The sequence below is a fragment of the Paraburkholderia domus genome (assembly GCF_905220705.1).
GTDB classification, from domain to species: domain Bacteria; phylum Pseudomonadota; class Gammaproteobacteria; order Burkholderiales; family Burkholderiaceae; genus Paraburkholderia; species Paraburkholderia domus.
Window position 1 is genome coordinate 43,586 of the sequence record NZ_CAJNAT010000019.1, and the last position, 16,763, is coordinate 60,348.

Annotated in this window: 13 protein-coding genes; 6 read left to right on the top strand and 7 right to left on the bottom strand. The window is 64.0% G+C overall.

Annotated features, from left to right (window positions below; genetic code table 11):
• Positions 1 to 20: 20 nt before the first annotated feature.
• Both KHO31_RS26360 and KHO31_RS26365 read right to left on the bottom strand, forming a co-directional pair.
• Complete coding sequence (locus KHO31_RS26360) at positions 21 to 431, bottom strand: winged helix-turn-helix domain-containing protein (protein WP_407945966.1); 411 nt, start codon at positions 429 to 431, stop codon at positions 21 to 23.
• A gap of 52 nt (positions 432 to 483) precedes the next feature.
• Positions 484 to 1,125 carry a nitrogen fixation protein NifQ gene (locus KHO31_RS26365; RefSeq protein WP_201072725.1) on the bottom strand — a complete coding sequence of 214 codons (642 nt, stop codon included), beginning with the start codon at positions 1,123 to 1,125 and terminating at the stop codon, positions 484 to 486.
• Positions 1,126 to 1,475: 350 nt separating this feature from the next.
• Between KHO31_RS26365 and KHO31_RS26370 the strand changes: the two genes are divergently transcribed.
• Both KHO31_RS26370 and KHO31_RS26375 read left to right on the top strand, forming a co-directional pair.
• A complete protein-coding gene (locus KHO31_RS26370; protein ID WP_211624458.1) occupies positions 1,476 to 2,351 on the top strand; it encodes an extracellular solute-binding protein in 876 nt (291 codons plus the stop codon).
• Positions 2,352 to 2,367: 16 nt separating this feature from the next.
• Entirely contained in the window at positions 2,368 to 4,206 is a 1,839-nt protein-coding gene (locus KHO31_RS26375) for an ABC transporter ATP-binding protein/permease (RefSeq protein WP_211624460.1), read from the top strand.
• Between the two features lie 78 nt (positions 4,207 to 4,284).
• Here the strand turns inward: KHO31_RS26375 and KHO31_RS26380 are convergent, their stop codons facing one another.
• The 4 genes from KHO31_RS26380 to KHO31_RS26395 form a co-directional block, all read right to left on the bottom strand.
• Positions 4,285 to 5,727 (bottom strand): nicotinate phosphoribosyltransferase, encoded by a 1,443-nt coding sequence (locus tag KHO31_RS26380; RefSeq protein ID WP_211624462.1) that lies wholly within the window; start codon positions 5,725 to 5,727, stop codon positions 4,285 to 4,287.
• 94 nt (positions 5,728 to 5,821) lie between these two features.
• Positions 5,822 to 6,433, bottom strand: coding sequence for a methyltransferase family protein (locus KHO31_RS26385; RefSeq protein ID WP_236061014.1), 612 nt, complete (start codon positions 6,431 to 6,433; stop codon positions 5,822 to 5,824).
• Between the two features lie 289 nt (positions 6,434 to 6,722).
• On the bottom strand, positions 6,723 to 7,925 hold the full coding sequence (locus KHO31_RS26390; RefSeq protein ID WP_211624464.1) for an AAA family ATPase: 1,203 nt from the start codon (positions 7,923 to 7,925) through the stop codon (positions 6,723 to 6,725).
• A gap of 61 nt (positions 7,926 to 7,986) precedes the next feature.
• Positions 7,987 to 8,274, bottom strand: coding sequence for a hypothetical protein (locus KHO31_RS26395; protein WP_201072716.1), 288 nt, complete (start codon positions 8,272 to 8,274; stop codon positions 7,987 to 7,989).
• A gap of 1,220 nt (positions 8,275 to 9,494) precedes the next feature.
• Here KHO31_RS26395 and KHO31_RS26400 point away from each other — a divergent pair.
• From KHO31_RS26400 to KHO31_RS26415, 4 genes are all read left to right on the top strand, one after another.
• On the top strand, positions 9,495 to 10,931 hold the full coding sequence (locus tag KHO31_RS26400; RefSeq protein WP_201072714.1) for a sigma-54-dependent transcriptional regulator: 1,437 nt from the start codon (positions 9,495 to 9,497) through the stop codon (positions 10,929 to 10,931).
• Positions 10,932 to 11,075: 144 nt separating this feature from the next.
• A complete protein-coding gene (locus KHO31_RS26405) occupies positions 11,076 to 12,737 on the top strand; it encodes an MFS transporter (protein ID WP_211624466.1) in 1,662 nt (553 codons plus the stop codon).
• A 115-nt stretch (positions 12,738 to 12,852) separates the two neighbouring features.
• Positions 12,853 to 13,203: an NIPSNAP family protein gene (locus tag KHO31_RS26410; protein WP_201072710.1), complete on the top strand. Its 351-nt coding sequence runs from the start codon at positions 12,853 to 12,855 to the stop codon at positions 13,201 to 13,203.
• A gap of 193 nt (positions 13,204 to 13,396) precedes the next feature.
• A complete protein-coding gene (locus KHO31_RS26415) occupies positions 13,397 to 15,958 on the top strand; it encodes a mechanosensitive ion channel family protein (protein ID WP_211624468.1) in 2,562 nt (853 codons plus the stop codon).
• Here KHO31_RS26415 and KHO31_RS26420 read toward each other — a convergent pair.
• Positions 15,897 to 16,748 (bottom strand): alpha/beta fold hydrolase, encoded by an 852-nt coding sequence (locus tag KHO31_RS26420; protein WP_201072706.1) that lies wholly within the window; start codon positions 16,746 to 16,748, stop codon positions 15,897 to 15,899. The genes KHO31_RS26415 and KHO31_RS26420 overlap by 62 nt on opposite strands.
• Positions 16,749 to 16,763: the final 15 nt, after the last annotated feature.

Here is a 16,763-nt window from a genome sequence, read left to right on the forward strand (position 1 = left end):
AACCGTCAGCCCTCAGTCACTCAGGAGCGAATCAGTTTGGTCAGCTCGGCGATCTGTTTCGCGCAGCTTCGTTGCGCCTCGACTTCGACATCGCGGTACAGACGAATGATGTTTTCGCCCACCGGCGTCAGCGTACAGCCTCCACCGCTTTGACCACCCTGCTCCGAATGGGTGGCGGGCGCTTTGAGCGAGCGGTTCAGTTCGTCGATCAGCAGCCATGCGCGCCGGTAAGACATGCCGAGGCTGCGCGCCGCAGCCGAGATCGAGCCGTATTCGCGCACGGCTTCAAGCAGTTCGACTTTGCCGGGTCCGAGTGCGACGGCATCGCCGCTGCGGATGCGCATTCTGAAGCGCACTTCGGGGCGCGGCTTCGCAGCCTTTGTCGCGGATTGTGTCGCGGGTCTTGGTTTGGTTTTCGCGGTATCAGCCATGCGCGAAAGCATACACGAACCGCCTCGCCCTGCCACCCTGGCTGAATGGCCTTCAGTGGTGATCCGGGAAGCAATGCCCATAGTCTTCGCAGCCTGGGCAACCGGGGGCCGGGCCGGGCTGAAGCCCTAACGAAAGCGCGCGTTGCTGGGCGAGGAATTTCTTCCAGCGCAGGTTGTCGACATTCAGCCCGACGAGCGCCGGGAAATAACGCGTCAGCATCCATGTGACTTCTTCGCGGCCCGCAAGACCGAGGTCGCGCCACAGATGATCCGGCCGCAAGCACGCGTGAGCGATGATCGAGGCGAGACAGTGGGCGTCGTTCACGTCGACGGCAGTGCTGGAATACGTGAGCAGCAGCGCGTGTAGCGTTTCGACGAATTCCGCGTGTTCGCTGGTGTCGACCGGCGGCAATGCGGGCAGACGGGCAAGCACGGACGCAGGCGCGTGCACAAAGTGCCGATCCAGTAGTGCGCGCCACGCCGGCTGCGGCAACCCAAGCAGGGCGAGTTCGTGACGCACGTTGCGCGCGGCAATCAGCCTGGCGAACAGTTGAGTATCGGGCGACGCGGCGTTCGTGGCCGCGGCCAGCCACCCTGCGATGCACTCGGCGACCTGCGCATCAGGCAACGCAAGAGACAGTTCGGAGGCGGGCGCGGCAAGATCCGCGACAGGCGAAAGCGGCTCGTCAGACATGGCGGCAACGCGATGAAGAACAGCAAACCATCTTACGCCACTCGCCCGAATCCCCTACGCCAAGGGCTTCAGAACATGCGCCTCGATACGCGCCAAACGTTTGACGTGGCGTGTATTACGCTGCGATGGGCGTCTCGGCGCAAAAAAGCCTCGATACGCAATAGATCGCCAGGCATATCGGCCACTCCGGGCCTCATCCCTATCGATGGAAATTCACGGCCCGCTTAACAACATCGTCAAATCGAGTGCAAACGCGCCGCTCGGCTGATCGCAGGCGGTGAAGCCGGGCGCGACGCGTACCTCGATGACGTCGTAATATAACGCTCTTAATAACGCATTGGGGTTATCGCATGATTCGCAAGCTGCTCGCATCTTTCGTGGTTGTCGCCGGGGTGGTGACAGCCGCGCCCGCCTTCGCGCAGGACGACACGGTCAACGTGCTGTACGCCGGTTCGCTCGTCAATCTGATGGAGCGCAGCGTGGGGCCGGCTTTCGAAAAGGCCACCGGCCAGCATTTCCGCGGCTATGCGGCGGGTTCGAACAAGATCGCTAACGAGATCAAGGGCAAGCTGCGCCGCGGCGACGTGTTCATCAGCGCGAGCCCGAAGGTGAACACCAGCCTGATGGGCGAGGCGAATGGCGACCACGTGACCTGGTACGTGAACTTCGCGGAATCGCCGTTGATGATCGGCTATAACCCGCAAAGCAGGTTTGCCGCGGACTTCAAGAGCAAGCGCTGGGATCAGGTGTTGCAGGAACCGGGTATCCGCATCGGCCGCACCGATCCGAAGCTCGATCCGAAGGGCGCGTTCACTGTCGAGATGATGACGAAGGCCGCGGATCTCTACCATCAGCCGGACCTCGTCGAAAAGACGCTGGGCGACGCGGAAAATCCCGCGCAGGTTTTACCTGAAGAAACGCTGGTGGGCCGCCTGCAATCCGGTCAGCTCGATGCCGGCTTCTTCTATTCGACCGAAACGTCCGACCTGAAAATCCCGGCGATCCGTCCGGCGCCCGAATTGCAGGCCAAAGCAAGCTACACGCTGACGATTCTCAGCGACGCCCCTAACCATGCGGGCGCGAGCAGCTTCGTCGACTTCCTGCTGAGCGCGCAAGGGCGCGCGTTGCTCAAGCAACACGGCGTCGATGTGATCAAACCGACCGTTACCGGCAACGTGCAAGCAATGCCGCCCTCGGTGCAAGCCGTGATCGATGCCGCCCAGTAAGGTGGTGAAACCGGCCGTGAAACGGTCCGCCGCGCGGCCGCTGCTGTGGCTGGCGGCGCTGCTTGCCGTCTATCTGTGCGCCCCGTTTGTTGCAAGCGTGCCGCAACTCGGCGCAGCCGATTGGCCGAATGTCGATTGGCGCGCGGTGTGGTCGGCGGTCGGCATATCGGCGGCGAGCGCCAGTGTGGCGTCGTTCGTGATTCTGCTGGGCGGCGTGCCGCTCGGCTATTTTCTGGCGCGCTCGAATTCGCGCAAGATGGCGCTGCTCGGCTTCGTCGTGCAGTTGCCGCTTGCCTTGCCGCCGCTCACGAGCGGCGTGCTGCTTTTGTTTCTGCTCGGCCCGTATAGCTGGGTCGGCCGATTCACTAACGGGGCGCTGACGGATTCGTTTGCCGGCATTGTGCTCGCGGAAATCTTCGTGGCCGCGCCCTTCCTGATCATCGCTGCGAAATCGGCCTTCGCCGCCGTGGACCCCGTGCTCGACGACGTGGCCGCGACGCTCGGCCATCGCGCGAGCAGCCGCTTCTTCCGCGTGATGTTGCCGGTTGCATGGCCGGCGATTCGCGCAGGACTTGCACTCGCGTGGTTGCGCGCGTTCGGCGAATTCGGCGCGACTGTGATGGTGGCCTATCATCCGTATTCGCTGCCGGTGTACACATACGTCGTATTCGGTGGCCAGGGCCTGCCGGCAATGATGCCCCTGCTGCTGCCGACGCTCGCGATTGCAATTGTCTGCGCCGCGCTGTCGATTTATAGCCTTCGGCAAAAAGCCGCGCTCGAACAAACCGAAAACGGCGACGATGCACTGGAACCCGGCACGGATCTAACCGCGAGCCGTGGCGAGACGCCCGATCTTCGCCTTGCCTTTCATTTGCAACGCCGATTGGGCGCGTTCGAACTCGACATAGCGTGGACGCCTGCGACGCGGCGGCTTGCGATCATCGGGCCGTCGGGCTCCGGCAAATCCCTGGCGTTGCGTCTGATTGCCGGGCTCGAATCCAACGCTTCCTGTTCCGTCCGGCTCGGCGCAACCGATTTGAGCTTGCTGCCGCCCGAGCGCCGCCAGATCGGCTATATGCCGCAAGACTACGGGCTGTTCCCGCACATGACGGTCGCGCAGCAACTCGCGTTTCCCGTCGACGCCGACGCGGCCAGCGCGCGTTACTGGCTCGATCATCTTGGCCTCGCGCAACTGGTGGCACGCTTGCCGAATCAATTGTCGTTCGGGCAGCGGCAACGCGTGGCGCTGGCACGGGCGCTCACGCGTCATAGCGAATTGTTGCTGTTCGATGAGCCGTTCGCGGCGCTCGATACGCCGCGGCGGCGCCGTTTGCAGCAGTCGCTGCGGGCGTTGCAGCGCGAGATTGCGGCGGTGACCATTATCGTCACGCACGATCCCGACGAAGCGGCTCTGCTTGCCGACGAGGTGCTGGTTGTCGAACAGGGACGCGTGCTGCAGGCAGGTTCCATCGATGAGGTGTTCGAACGGCCGGCCTCGATGCGCGTTGCCGAGCTGCTCGGTTTGCACAACGTCGGCGAAGGTTTGATGACAGCGCCTGGGCAAGTTCAGATCGGCAATGGATTGGCGATCTCGACGGGCGATAGTGGTTCTATGGTTCCGGTCGGGCAACGGGTGATGTGGCGCATCTCTTCCCACGCCGTGGCTATTTCGCCCGAAGGGGCTTACGCCGGTGTGGTCGACGCGGTCGAGTTACGGCGCGGTGAGCGATATGTCCGCCTGAATATCGCCGGGGTGCGGTTCGATATCGCGAACGAAGATGCCCGGCTTCGGGAAGGAAGCCCTTGCCGGATTGACGTCGATGCCATCGGCGTGTCGGTCTGGAATGCAAGCTGACACGTTCATTCTGATACTGATGACAGCGGCGTGGCGATCTGGCCGCCCCCGCCCCCGCTGCCGACGCTCGACACCCGGCTACCCCTCGCCAACGTGAGCCCGCTTCCTGACCTCGGAAAACGCCACATCGACCAGCAGTTTTCCAGAATCAAAAACCGTGACGAGCGCCTCGTTCCAATCCTCTTCAACAGTACGATCGTCCCACACCACCGGCAGCGTCGCCGTCCGATACTCGCCTGTGTGACGATTCACCAGCAGCGTCAGACGCCCTTTCATCGACCGCTTGCCCGCATCCGTGACCGGGTCCTTGTGTACGTCGTGCCATTCATCTCCAAGCCGGATGGCCGAACACTTCATGGCGAACCGCTGCGTATCGCGGTTGATCTGCTGCAGCAACGCACCGCCCATGCCGAAGACGATGTTGTCCGCTGCGAAGCCGGCCTCGTCCATGCCCGCAAGGATTGCCTCAATCGACTCCGGATTCACGCCGTCACCCTGAATCACGCGCACGTTGTTGAGCACGCGCCGCCCTTTGCTGGTCACCGTCGAACCGAACGAAGCCTCGAGCGCCTGCATGGTCTGCAGGACAATCGTCCGCGGATCGCCGGAATCAGGCCGGATCACCAGGGTGCCGCCGGAATCGAGCACCGCCTGCTTCAACTCGGTGCCCCACGCTTCGAGCGCTGCGAACAGGTCGTAGGAATCGGACACTACCGAAACGATCGCCCCCGGCTTGCCGAACTGCGCGATCATGTTGCGGAATGCGTCGGTTTCACGCTCGCGCCCCCATGACGTGATCGTGCTGTGCTCCGCGGCCGGCACCGAAAACGCCGCCATCGGTTCGTTGTAGTAGTGGTTCGCGGCAACCACACCGAGCACCGTATCCGAGCCCATGAAACTGACAAGATGCGCCGCGCCGCCGATCGCCGCCGACTCCGCACTCGACACGCCGCGCGCACCGAAATCGTGCAGTTTGAACGGCAGTTGCGTGAGGTCGTCGCTACTCTTCTCCAGATAAGCACGAATGGTTTTCCGCAGATGCCAGCTTTGCGTTGCAACCGTAATCGGATACCACACACGCATCAGCATCGTTTCCAGATACGAGGCTAGCCAGAACACCTGTGGATCGTCACATTCGACCGTGACCAGAACGTTGTGCGTCGGCACGACCGAGCCTTCCGGCACCGCGCGAATCCGCACCGGCAGATAGCCGTCATAGTGTTCGACGATGTAACGCCAGCCGGCTTCGTTGAACGGCTCGCCGTGCGCCGGGAAAAACGCCTTCGCCTGCCCGATCATCGCCGCGGAAATGGGGCGGCACAGATACGCCTTGATCAGCATCTGCAGGCCGAAGAACAGCGTGCGCTCATAGCGTCCGCCGCGCGACTCGATGTATGAAAACATCGCCGACGCTTCCGGCGGATATTGCAGATAGTGCGACGCCTTGTACGAATCCGTGTTGAGGATCGGATTGGACAGGATCGACGCCATGTCGGTGAACGGGTTTGTATCGTTTTGCATGGATGACGCTGCGCTCGTGCGGCTGTCTCAGAGGAAACCAGGCGGGCCGGGGGTCTTGCCGCCTGCGCGGTAGGTAAAACTACACCATACACCGTCAAAACACGCCCGGAATCACCCGGAACCGCACCTTACCCCTATACGCCCGATACTGCTCGTCATCGGACAGGAGCCGCTCCTCCCGCACTATGCGCCCGACCTGCAACGCAAACTGGCATCCGTAAACAATCACGTTCTGAATCCCGAAGTTCGCCAGCAGAAAACCGATATCCGTAACGAAATACCCGAAGTACATGGGGTGGCGCACGAACCGGTAAGCCCCGCGAGAAACCACCCCGCGATTGGCGGGCAAAATACCGAAGGATCTGCTCAACGACACCTTCGCGAACAGTTGCCAGAAAATCCCCAGCAGCTGCAACGACGCGCCGGCCACCTCCGGGATGAGCTGGACGCCGGGCGAAAGCCGCACAGCAAGAAAATAGAAAGTCCCGCCCACCGAGCAGATGAAAGCGAAAGGCGTCCAGTCGCGTTTGACGGGCACCCTCGCAAATAAAGACAAACCCAAGGTCATGAACGCGCCCACCACCAGCAGCAACAAGGTGATGCGCGTGGGCGCCGCGAGCCATTGCCTGATCGCCGCGTAGGTAAAGATGCTCAACATGAGCGCCGCGGCGCAGCGTGCGAGGATTTCGATCGACGCTTCACGCATGCCGCCCGCCGGTATCACACCGTTTACACCGTCGGCGCGAGCCAGGGTGGCCGCCGGGTCGCCCATCGTGTCATCCTGGAGACGGCCCGCACCATCGAATTCCCGCGAGGGTGTGGTCTTTGTCATGGCATGCTCATTTCGATATGCGAATTATTCTTCAAGCCTGCTGCACGAAGGCATCCGGTCCATCAGTGTCACAGCGTAGCAGCCGCATCGCCCGGATGTCCATATCATGCCACGCCCGCCCGGATTCCATTCTGGCGCGCGAGGCTCGGCGGTCGGGTTTGGCTCAGTGGCCAGACTTCAGTTGGGGCGGCACATCCGGCCGCGTCGCGAACAGGCGGCCGAGCATGCCTTTGCGGGGCTCGGCGATGGCCGGCCACAGCATGTCGGCAAGCAGGCAGATGCCTTGCGCAAGCGCGCTGTCGTGGGCGGAGGCGACAAGCGGCACGCCGCGGTTGAGCGCCTCGTTGACCTGCTTGTCGTCACGGGGAAGCTGGTGCGCGACCTTCGCGCCGAGGGTCCGCTCGAGCGTCGGCAGATTGATGCGTGCGTTCTTGTCGTATTGATTCACCACGACCCGCACCTTGCTGGGTGGATGACCCAGTTCCTTGAGAATGTCGAGCATCCGGCGGCCGCCGTGCAGGTAAAGCGGGTTTTGCCTCACCACCACGCAGATCGCATCGCTGTAATCGAGTGCACGGATCGTCGATGGGTTGAGGCTCTGGCCGATGTCGATCAGCACCGCATCGTAACGCTCGCGCGCGAGTATGAGAATTTGCTCGAGTTGCGCGGGCAACAAGCCGGCTGCCTTGAGCGGATCGCCCGCGCCCGCCAGTACGTCGAGGCTTGCGCCTACGTGCATCACACATGAGTCGAGCAAGGCGGCGTCGAGGCGGTCGATCTGCGAGCACAGATCGGCAAGTGTCACGGGCGGCGGCTTGTTGGCCATGTGCAGACTGGCATCGGCGAATTGCTGGCTGAGATCGATCAGCAGCACGCGCCTGTTACGCAGCGCGGCCAGCGAACAGGCGAGATTCACGGCGATCAGCGTCGTGCCGCTGCCGCCCTTGCACGATGCCAGCGAAACGACCTGCCAGGCGCGGCGCACGCCCGCACTTTTTTTCGCGGCGATATGCGTGAGCGCGGCGGTGATCTCGTAGGCGTCCAACGGCCATGACAGGACATACCGCACGCCGACGCGAATCGCCGCGGTCAGCAAGGCGGTGGACGGTGCCGGCGTGACCAGCATGCAATGCAAGCCAGGCGAGCAGGCCAGCGCCTCCTCGACACCGGCCAGTTCGCGCGCGCTCAGATCGACATCGTCGACGATCAGCAGATCGGCGCTCCTGATCGCGCCGGCGTGCATGCGCAGTTGCCGCACCGTGCAGTATGCGTTGCGCAAGCGATACACCACGCCGCTTTCGTCGAGGCGCGCGACGATATGCGGCGCACGCTCCATGCTGGACGAGATCAGGAAGATGTCGATCATGCCGGGCCTCCGCAGGCCTGAACCTTTCAGTTGGCGAGGCCCTGCTAATAACAGTCGATGATCAGGCGTATTCGTCAGGATCGGATGGGTAGATTTCCGGGCTGCGATCGTAGCTTCGTTCAGGCGACATCGGCATTTCGACCCTCGCGTCGCGCAACCCATCGCGCTGGATCTCGGCCTGAGCCTTGCGTTTCATCGCCTCGGCGATCACCAGCGTGAGCAGATCAGGCGCCGGTGCGGCAAACACTGTCCGCTGCCGCGCCAAGTGACGCCGATAAGAGAGACCGGCGCCGTGCGCCGTGGTGTGGTGGTCCAGCCGCAGCGCGGCAGGCTTGCTGATTGCTTTCATGGCACCCCCCGAATAATGGGCTATTTCAAGGTCGCATCCAGGTTAGCCGTGCCCGCGCAATTGCACGGGCACGGCGCCCGGCTCCCCCCGCTACGTACGCCCCTCTGTGGGGACTCACGCCGTTCCTCCCCGCTTCTTCGCGCCGGCCGGTCCCGACCGTGCGCTGCCCCTTCCCTGTTCTGTGCGTCGCGTACTCGCGAATTGTGCGAGCACGGTACCTGTCGCTATTCTCATCAACTTCGCGTCCGTCCAGACTGACGGAAAAAGTGGCGAGGTCAACGCTTCACGTCGTCCGGTGACGAATGACCGATACTCCGTATCGATCATTCACCCCGTTTTTTTGACATCCGTTTTTCAGTGGCCCCGCCGCACCCTCGTAAGACACTTTGGCTACCCCGAGTGCTTACGAAGCCAATGTTTGCCTCCCGGTTCCGGTTGCTTTCCCCGTGCTTCAGGAATCCGGCGGCAATGCATTTGCTTGTGAAGCTCCTATTGCAATGGCTGTGCCATGTACCTCCAATCCCTTGCCGCGCGGTGATTGTTGCTGCAGCGCACCTTGCCGGATGATGTCTCACGGCACAGGTTGATTCGGATTCGACACGCGATGAGTTCGCCCACTAACGCATTGCAGAAGGATTGACCTGCTTGGATAATCGGAAGCGATCCTCATCGAACCGTATCCGGCCGCACTTTGCGGCGCGACCCGGTCAAATGTGCCGATGCTGCAGGCCACAAAGCTGCCCTCGCAGCCGCTGCCCAATGTGTTGCAAGCCTGAGACACCGGGATTCGACCGCGCTGCCTCCTCCGCACGATGACGTGCAATGCGGTTTGCGACGCTCTGTGGCACACCACGCACAGCCGGGGTTGACTGGCTATTTTTGAACGGTCAGCGCACACGTCGACGCGAGAAAAACGTTTCTGAATCCATATTTGTTTGTATGGCGCTCGAAAGCACTTTCGCTTATGGTTAGGCTATGCGCCACGTAGAGCGCCTATGTCGGGACCACCGAGCTAAAAAACAGCGTTTGTGATTCGGGGATGAAATAGTCAGGTAGTTTCAGCGTTGAACGTTGTTCTGCTGCCTGTCCGATGTGTGACACCTCGCGGCTCGCATCGCCGCGTCACGCCCCCGCCATTGCCGCTACCGCGAATTTGTCATTGCCGGTCTGTCCAGTACGTCAAAGAGCCGTTATGAGAGCAGCAACGATCCGGGGGTAAGATGACTACGACTTGTACGCCTGTCGACACCGAACGCACCGTTCTGTACGTGTCGAACTCGCCTGACCAGGACCTCGCCAGCTTCCTGGCCGCGTCGGGCTGGCAAGCGGTGCATGCCAGGAGCACTGCCGTTGCCGAACGCATGATCGAGCGCGGCAACATCAAGGTCGGCCTCGTCGAATTGCCCGGCGACTGCACGTCCCAGCATTTGTCCGCGCTGGCCTCCTGCATGCGGCGCGTCGAAACCAATTGGGTCGCGCAGATCGCGCCCGGCCAGGCGGAAAACGAACTGGTCAGCCGCTTTATCCTCGATTATTGCTTCGATTTCGTTACCCGCCCGTGGCTGAACGACCGGCTCGTGTTCGCGCTCGGCCACGCCCACGGGCTGTCGAGCTTGCGGCACGCGCCTGTCGCGCCCGAGCCGTCGCTCGGCCGGCACGGTATGGTTGGGCAGTGCGAGGCGATGCAGCAGCTATACCGGCGCATCGACAAATGCAGCGCGACCGAAGCGCCGGTGTTCGTCGCTGGCGAATCGGGCACCGGCAAGGAACTGACCGCCCGTGCGATTCATGAGCGCTCGCCGCGCGCCGGTCAGGCGTTCGTCGCAATCAATTGCGCGGCCATCCCGCCGAGCCTGCTGCAAGCCGAATTGTTCGGCCACGAACGCGGCGCCTTTACCGGCGCGTTGCAGCGCAAGATCGGCCGGATCGAAAGCGCGAACGAAGGCACCCTGTTTCTGGATGAAATCGGCGACATGCCGCACGAGTGCCAGGCGGTGCTGCTGCGCTTCCTGCAGGAAGGCACCATCGAGCGGCTCGGCGGCAATGGGCCGATCAACGTCGACGTGCGGGTGATTTCGGCAACCCACGTCGATCTGGACAGAGCCGTCGAAGACGGCCGCTTCCGCTCCGACCTGTATCACCGTCTGTGCGTGCTGCGGCTCGTCGAGCCGCCGTTGCGCGAGCGCGGCGGCGACATCAAGCTGCTCGCCAACTATGCGCTCAGCATGTACCGGCAGGACGGCGCGCGCAAATTGCGCGGGCTGTCGAGCGACGCGATCGTCGCCATGTCGAACTATGCGTGGCCAGGCAACGTGCGCGAGCTGATCAATTGCGTGCGCCGTGCCGTGGTGATGAGCGAGGGGCGCTTTATCACGGCAAGCGACCTCGGCTTGCCGGAAACCGACAACGGGCCGGCAGTCACGCTGGCGGAAATCCGCAACAAAGCCGAAAAGGACGCCATCGAGCACGCGTTGCAGCGGCACGGCTACCGATTGTCCGAGGCCGCGGCCGAGCTCGGCATTTCGCGGGCCACGCTGTATCGCCTGATGCATGCGAACCGGCTGCATCAGGAACCGGCAGCCGGCCGCGCGTCGAACCCCAACGGCGGCGCGGACGCCGACGACGAGACGGAGCGGCACGCGTCGTCGCTGGTTTGATCTCGCAGACCGCGTAAGCGGGCAAACCGCAACAAATAGTGCCGCGCCCATTGCCGCGGACGGGAGCGCCGGACGACGTCACCGCCTATCGGATCCCCCGTGGCGTTGCTATGCTGAAGGCCGTTCATCCTCCCTGGAGTGGGCTTGGCCGATCAGCATGATCCGGCGCCGGTGTGCCGCCCCTCCTCCGTCCTCCCCGCCCAGGCGAGTCCGTGCGACGCGCTCGCCATCCACGCTCAGCCCCTGAGCTTCGCCCCCCCGTGCCGACGCAAAAAGCTCGCCCTCGCCGCGACCATCCTCGGCTCGAGCATGGCGTTCATCGACGGCTCCGTGGTCAACGTAGCGCTGCCGTCGATCCAGACCGAACTGGGTGCGAGCGTCGCGGCGATCCAGTGGGTGGTCAACGCGTATCTGCTGTTTCTCGGTGCGCTGGTGCTGGTGGGCGGCTCGCTCGGCGACAAACTCGGCCGGCGCACCGTGTTCATCGCGGGGATCGGTTTGTTCACGCTGGCCTCGATCGGCTGCGGTCTGGCGCCGGGCGCCGGTGCCCTGATCGCGGCGCGCGGTGTGCAAGGGATCGGCGCGGCGCTGCTGGTCCCGAGCAGCCTCGCCATCATCGGCGCGGTGTTCGACGACACGGCGCGTGGCAAGGCGATCGGCACCTGGGCCGGCGTCGGCGCAATGACGTCGGCGGTCGGGCCGGTGGCCGGCGGCTGGCTCGTCGATGCGTTTTCGTGGCGGGCGATTTTCTTCCTGAACGTGCCGATTGCGTGCGCCACCATCGCGCTGGCGGTCATCGCCGTGCCGGATAGCCGGCAGGAGGACGATCCATCGGCCCCAGACCCCGCGCTCAAGGGGCACGCGCTGCCCGGGATTGACTGGCGAGGCGCCATCACAGCGACTGCGGGGCTAGCCGCGTTGACCTACGGCCTGACCCTCGCTTCGGCGCACGGCTTCGGCGACCGCTGGGTGCTGGCATTGATCCTTGGAGGCCTGGTCGTGCTGACCGGCTTCGTCGCGCTCGAAGCAAAGACCCGCAATCCGATGATGCCGCTCGACGTGTTCCGTTCGCGCGACTTCGTCGGTGCGAATCTCGTCACGCTGCTGGTCTACTTCGGGCTGGGCGGCGCACTATTCTTCCTGCCGTTCACGCTGATCCGCGCGTATGGCTATAGCGCGACCGAGGCGGGCGCGGCGTTGCTGCCGGTGCCTGTCACGATCGGCCTGTTGTCGCGTTTCACCGGCGGCCTGACGAGCCGTTACGGCGCGCGGACCTTGCTGGGCATCGGGCCGGGAATCGCGGCGATCGGCTTTGCGATGCTCGCACTGCCGTGGGTACGCGGCGAATATTGGCGCGGCTTCTTTCCAGCGCTTGTCGTACTCGGGCTCGGGATGACGATTACCGTCGCACCGTTGACCACGACGGTGATGACCTCCGTATCCGCCGCGCGCACGGGCGTCGCCTCGGGCATCAATAACGCCGTCGCCCGGGTGGCGAGCCTGCTGGCGATTGCCGTACTCGGAATCGTGTTCGTGTGGTCGCACGACGCAGCGCTCGACGCGCGGCTCGATGCGCTGAATGTGCCGCAAGCGGCGCGTCAGGCAGCGCGGCTGGCACAAGCCGGTATGGAAGCGGGCGCACCGCCATCGGGCGTCACGCAAAGCGCTGCGCATGCCGAAGTGACGCAGGCCCAGGCTGAGGCTCTGGGGGCGGCGCTGCGGGCGGTGGCGCTGGTGTCGGCGCTTTGTGCGCTGGCCGGCGCGGCGCTGGCGACTTTGACGATTCGCTCGAAAAAAGAACCATAGTGCGCTCGCGCTATCCCATCGACAGTTCAGAAAGCAGTGAAACGTCGCGGTCAACCGGCCGCCATACTGGTGCTCAGGTACTTAATATCACCCTTACCCGAACGGGAGCTTGCACATGACGATTACCTGCTTTATCCGTTACCAGATCGACCCATTCCAACGCGATGCTTTCGACGAATATGCTCGCAACTGGGGCCGCATCATTCCCCGCTGCGGCGGTCATCTGATCGGCTACTTTCTGCCCCATGAAGGCACCAATGACATTGCCTGGGGCTTGATTGCGTTCGACAGCCTCGCCGCGTACGAAGCCTATCGGGCAAGGCTGCGAGCCGATGCCGAAGCACGGGAAAATTTCAGATTCGCGCAGACGAAGCGCTTCATTCTGCGCGAGGAGCGCACCTTCACCGAGGTGGTCGAAGGCACGCTTGGCGTGGCGGCGATGGACTCGGTGGAAGCGACGGAATAGGCGTTGCCGGGCGTAGGCAAGCTTTCTGCTGCCTGACGTTACAATTCGATCCGGCGAGCCTTCGCGTGACCACCTAAAGCCGCCAACGATGGAACTTGTACGACCAAATCCGTGTCGGTTCAGGGTCACACCACCGAACCGATCCACGCGTCCCGGCACCACCGTCCGCACCTGGTACCCCGCTTAGCAACCTATGCGCAAAATACTTCACGCCTGGTTTCTCATTTTTCTCATCCTGAGCGCCACGCCGGTCTTTGCCGCCGTGGCGCAACCCGCCGCCGCATCCGCGGCATCCGGCGCCGCGCTCACCCTGACGCCCGATCAGGCCCGCCAGGCCCTTAGCGTCCTCAACGACCCCACACGCCGCGCGCAAGTCAGCGACACACTCCGGGCCATCGCCGCAGCGGGCGCACTCAGCGCTCCGCCCGCCTCGGCGGCTGCGGCCGCGTCGGCGCCCGGCGCAGCCAGCAGCGCCGCCGCGCTCGCTCCATCCACATTCCAGTCCAATGGCCTCGCCTCGCAACTGGCGCGTCAAGGCGCGCATTGGGCCGTGCACCTCGGCAATTCATTGCGCAGTTCGGTCGCCGCGCTGCTCGACGTCGCGTCGGTGCGTGCCTGGTGGCATTGGCAATCGACCAACCCGCAAGCGCGTAGCGTGCTCGGCCATGTCGCATGGTCGCTGCTGGCGGCGCTGCTGCCCGCGCTCGTGCTCGAATGGCTCGCGCGCCGCTTGTTGCGCCGCGCGTACACGGCGCTGGCCGCCCGCCGCGAACGCGGCAGCGAAGACGGCGCGCCGCAGGCCGATCTGCCCGGCGCGGCCGCAACGACGCCCGCACCCACCACCAGCAAAGCGACTGAAGCCAAAGGCAAGCAGAAAGCCGTGCATCACTGGACGCTCCTGCAGCGCCTGCCGCGCGCGCTGCTGACGATGGTCCTGCGCCTGCTGCCGCTGGCGGTGTTCATCGGCGCAGCGAGCGCGCTGATGTCGATCTTCACCGACGACGGCACGCCGCAAGACCGTGCGCTCGATTCGTTAATCGACATCTACGTGCTGTGCCGCCTGATCGTGATCGGCAGCGGCTTCTTCCTGCAGCCCACCGCCCCGCGCCTGCGCCTGTTGCGCATGAGCGATGCGTGGGCCGTTTTCGTGCAGCGCTGGATCGTGCGGATTGTCGCCGTGGTCGGCGCCGGTTCGGCGATCGCGGAGATCGCGCAGTCGCTCGGCTTGAACGATGCGGCGCACCTCGCGCTGATGAAGGTCGTCGCGCTCGCCGGCCACATCATGATCTCGATCCTGATCCTGAAATGCGCGAAGCCGGTCGGCGAATTGATTCGCAAACGCTTTGCAGCGAGCGAATCGCTGCAAATGTTCGGCAACGCGCTCGCCGATGCGTGGGCATGGTTCGCGGTGTTCGTGGTGATGGCACTGTGGTTCGTCTGGGCGCTCGACGTGCAGAACGGCTATCGCACCCTGCTGCATCTCGGCGGCTTTACACTGGCGATCCTGGTGGGTGCGCGGGTCATCGCGATCGTGATTTTCGGCGCCATGGCGCGGCTATTCAATGTACAGGGTGACGCGGAGAAGTCGCTCGTGCAGCAACATGCCTATCGCTATTACCCGCTGCTGCGGCGGGTCGTCTCGTGGATCATCTGCATCGTCACCGCGCTCGCGCTGCTGCAGGTCTGGGGCGTCGACGTGGGCGAGCTGTTCCAGACCGGTTCGATCGGCCATCGGCTGGCTTCGGCGATGGTCACGATCGGTGTCGCTGCGGTGATCGCGCTGGTGGTGTGGGAAAGCGTCAACGTGGCGGTCGAACGGCGGCTGGACCGCTGGACCACCAGCGGCGACCTCGTGCGTGCCGCGCGTCTGCGCACGCTGCTGCCGATGCTGCGCAGCGCGCTCTTCTGCGTGATCGCGCTGGTGGTGGTGCTCACCGGCCTGAGCGAACTCGGCGTGAACATCGCGCCACTGCTGGCGGGTGCGAGCATTTTCGGCGTGGCGCTCGGCTTCGGCTCGCAAAAGCTGGTGCAGGATTTCATCACCGGCATGTTCCTGCTGATGGAAAACGCCATGCAGGTCGGCGACTGGGTCACGCTCGCGAGCGTATCCGGTACGGTTGAATATCTGTCGATCCGCACCGTACGGTTGCGCGGCAGCGACGGTTCGCTGTACACCGTGCCGTTCAGTTCTGTCACCACAGTGAACAACACCAATCGCGGACTCGGCAATGCAGCGGTGAAGGTGAATATTGTGTTCGGCGAGGATGTCGATCTGGCGATCGCCACGCTGAAGGAAATCGGCGCCGCGCTGCGTGAAGACGAGAAGTTCAAGGACGGCATCCTGTCTGACTTCAGCTTCTGGGGCGTAGATGGCGTGGATGGCTCGGCGGTGACGCTGGCCGGCCAGATCCAATGCCGCGACACCGCGCGCTGGGGCGTGCAGCGCGAATTCAACCGGCGCATTCTCGACCAGTTCAGCGCACGCGGCATCGACATCGCGAACCCGCAGCGGCATCTGCTGACGTGGGACCCGCAGAGCGTACCGGCCAAAGTCGAATCGAACGGCGCGCCGGATGACGGCCAAGAGGCCGCAGCGACAGACGACCCGCCGTCAACGCCGCCCGCCGATGCCGAGCTGAAGGCGGCGGCCGGGAAAGCCGACGCGCCGCTGGAAGATCAACTGCCCGTCGACGCTAAGCCGGCCGGTGGCCCAGGAACGCCAGCAAATCCTGGTTCAACTTCTCCGCATGAGTAAAGTACAGGCCGTGGCCGGCGCCTTCGTAGACGTTTAGCGAAGCGCCTTCGATCAGCGCCGCAGTCGGCCGCCCGGTCAGTTCGAGCGGCGCAGAAGCGTCGCGATCGCCATGCACGACCAGCGACGGCACCCGGACGCGGGCCAGCTCCGCGCGGAAATCGGTGATGGTCTGGATCCGGGCGAGTTCGAGCATGGCCTGATGCGAGGTTTGCAGCATCATGCGGATCGTCCAGTCGCGCGGCGCGCGCGACACGGCCGGGCCGAAGTACGGTACGGCATTCGCCTCGATCCAGTCGGGGAAGGAGCGGCTCAGCGCAACGCGGCCTTGCTCGAACAGGGCGGCGTCGATGCCGTTCGGGTTGTCTTCGGTTTTCAGCAGATACGGCGTGGCTGCGGGCGCGATGAACGCAATCCGGGCGACGCGCTCCGCACCATACCGTGTCAGATAGCGTACCGCTTCGCCGCTCGCGATCGAATGCGTAACCAGCGTCACATTGGTTAGATCGAGCGTGCTGAGCACGCTGTCGAGATCGTCCGCGAGCGTGTCGAAGTCGTAGCCCCGTCCCGGATCGCTCGAACGGCCGTGGCCGCGGCGGTCATAAGCGATGCAACGGCAACCGAGACGCGACAGCGGCTCCATCTGATAGGCCCACATGTCCGAATTCAGCGTCCAGCCGGACAGGAACACAAGCGGCGTGCCGTGCCCCCAGTCGCGGTAGAAAAGGCGCGTGTTGTCCGTGGTGCGGATGGTGTTGGGGTCGTCGGTGAGATGCGGTGCGGTCGCGTTCATGGAAGCCTCTTTACC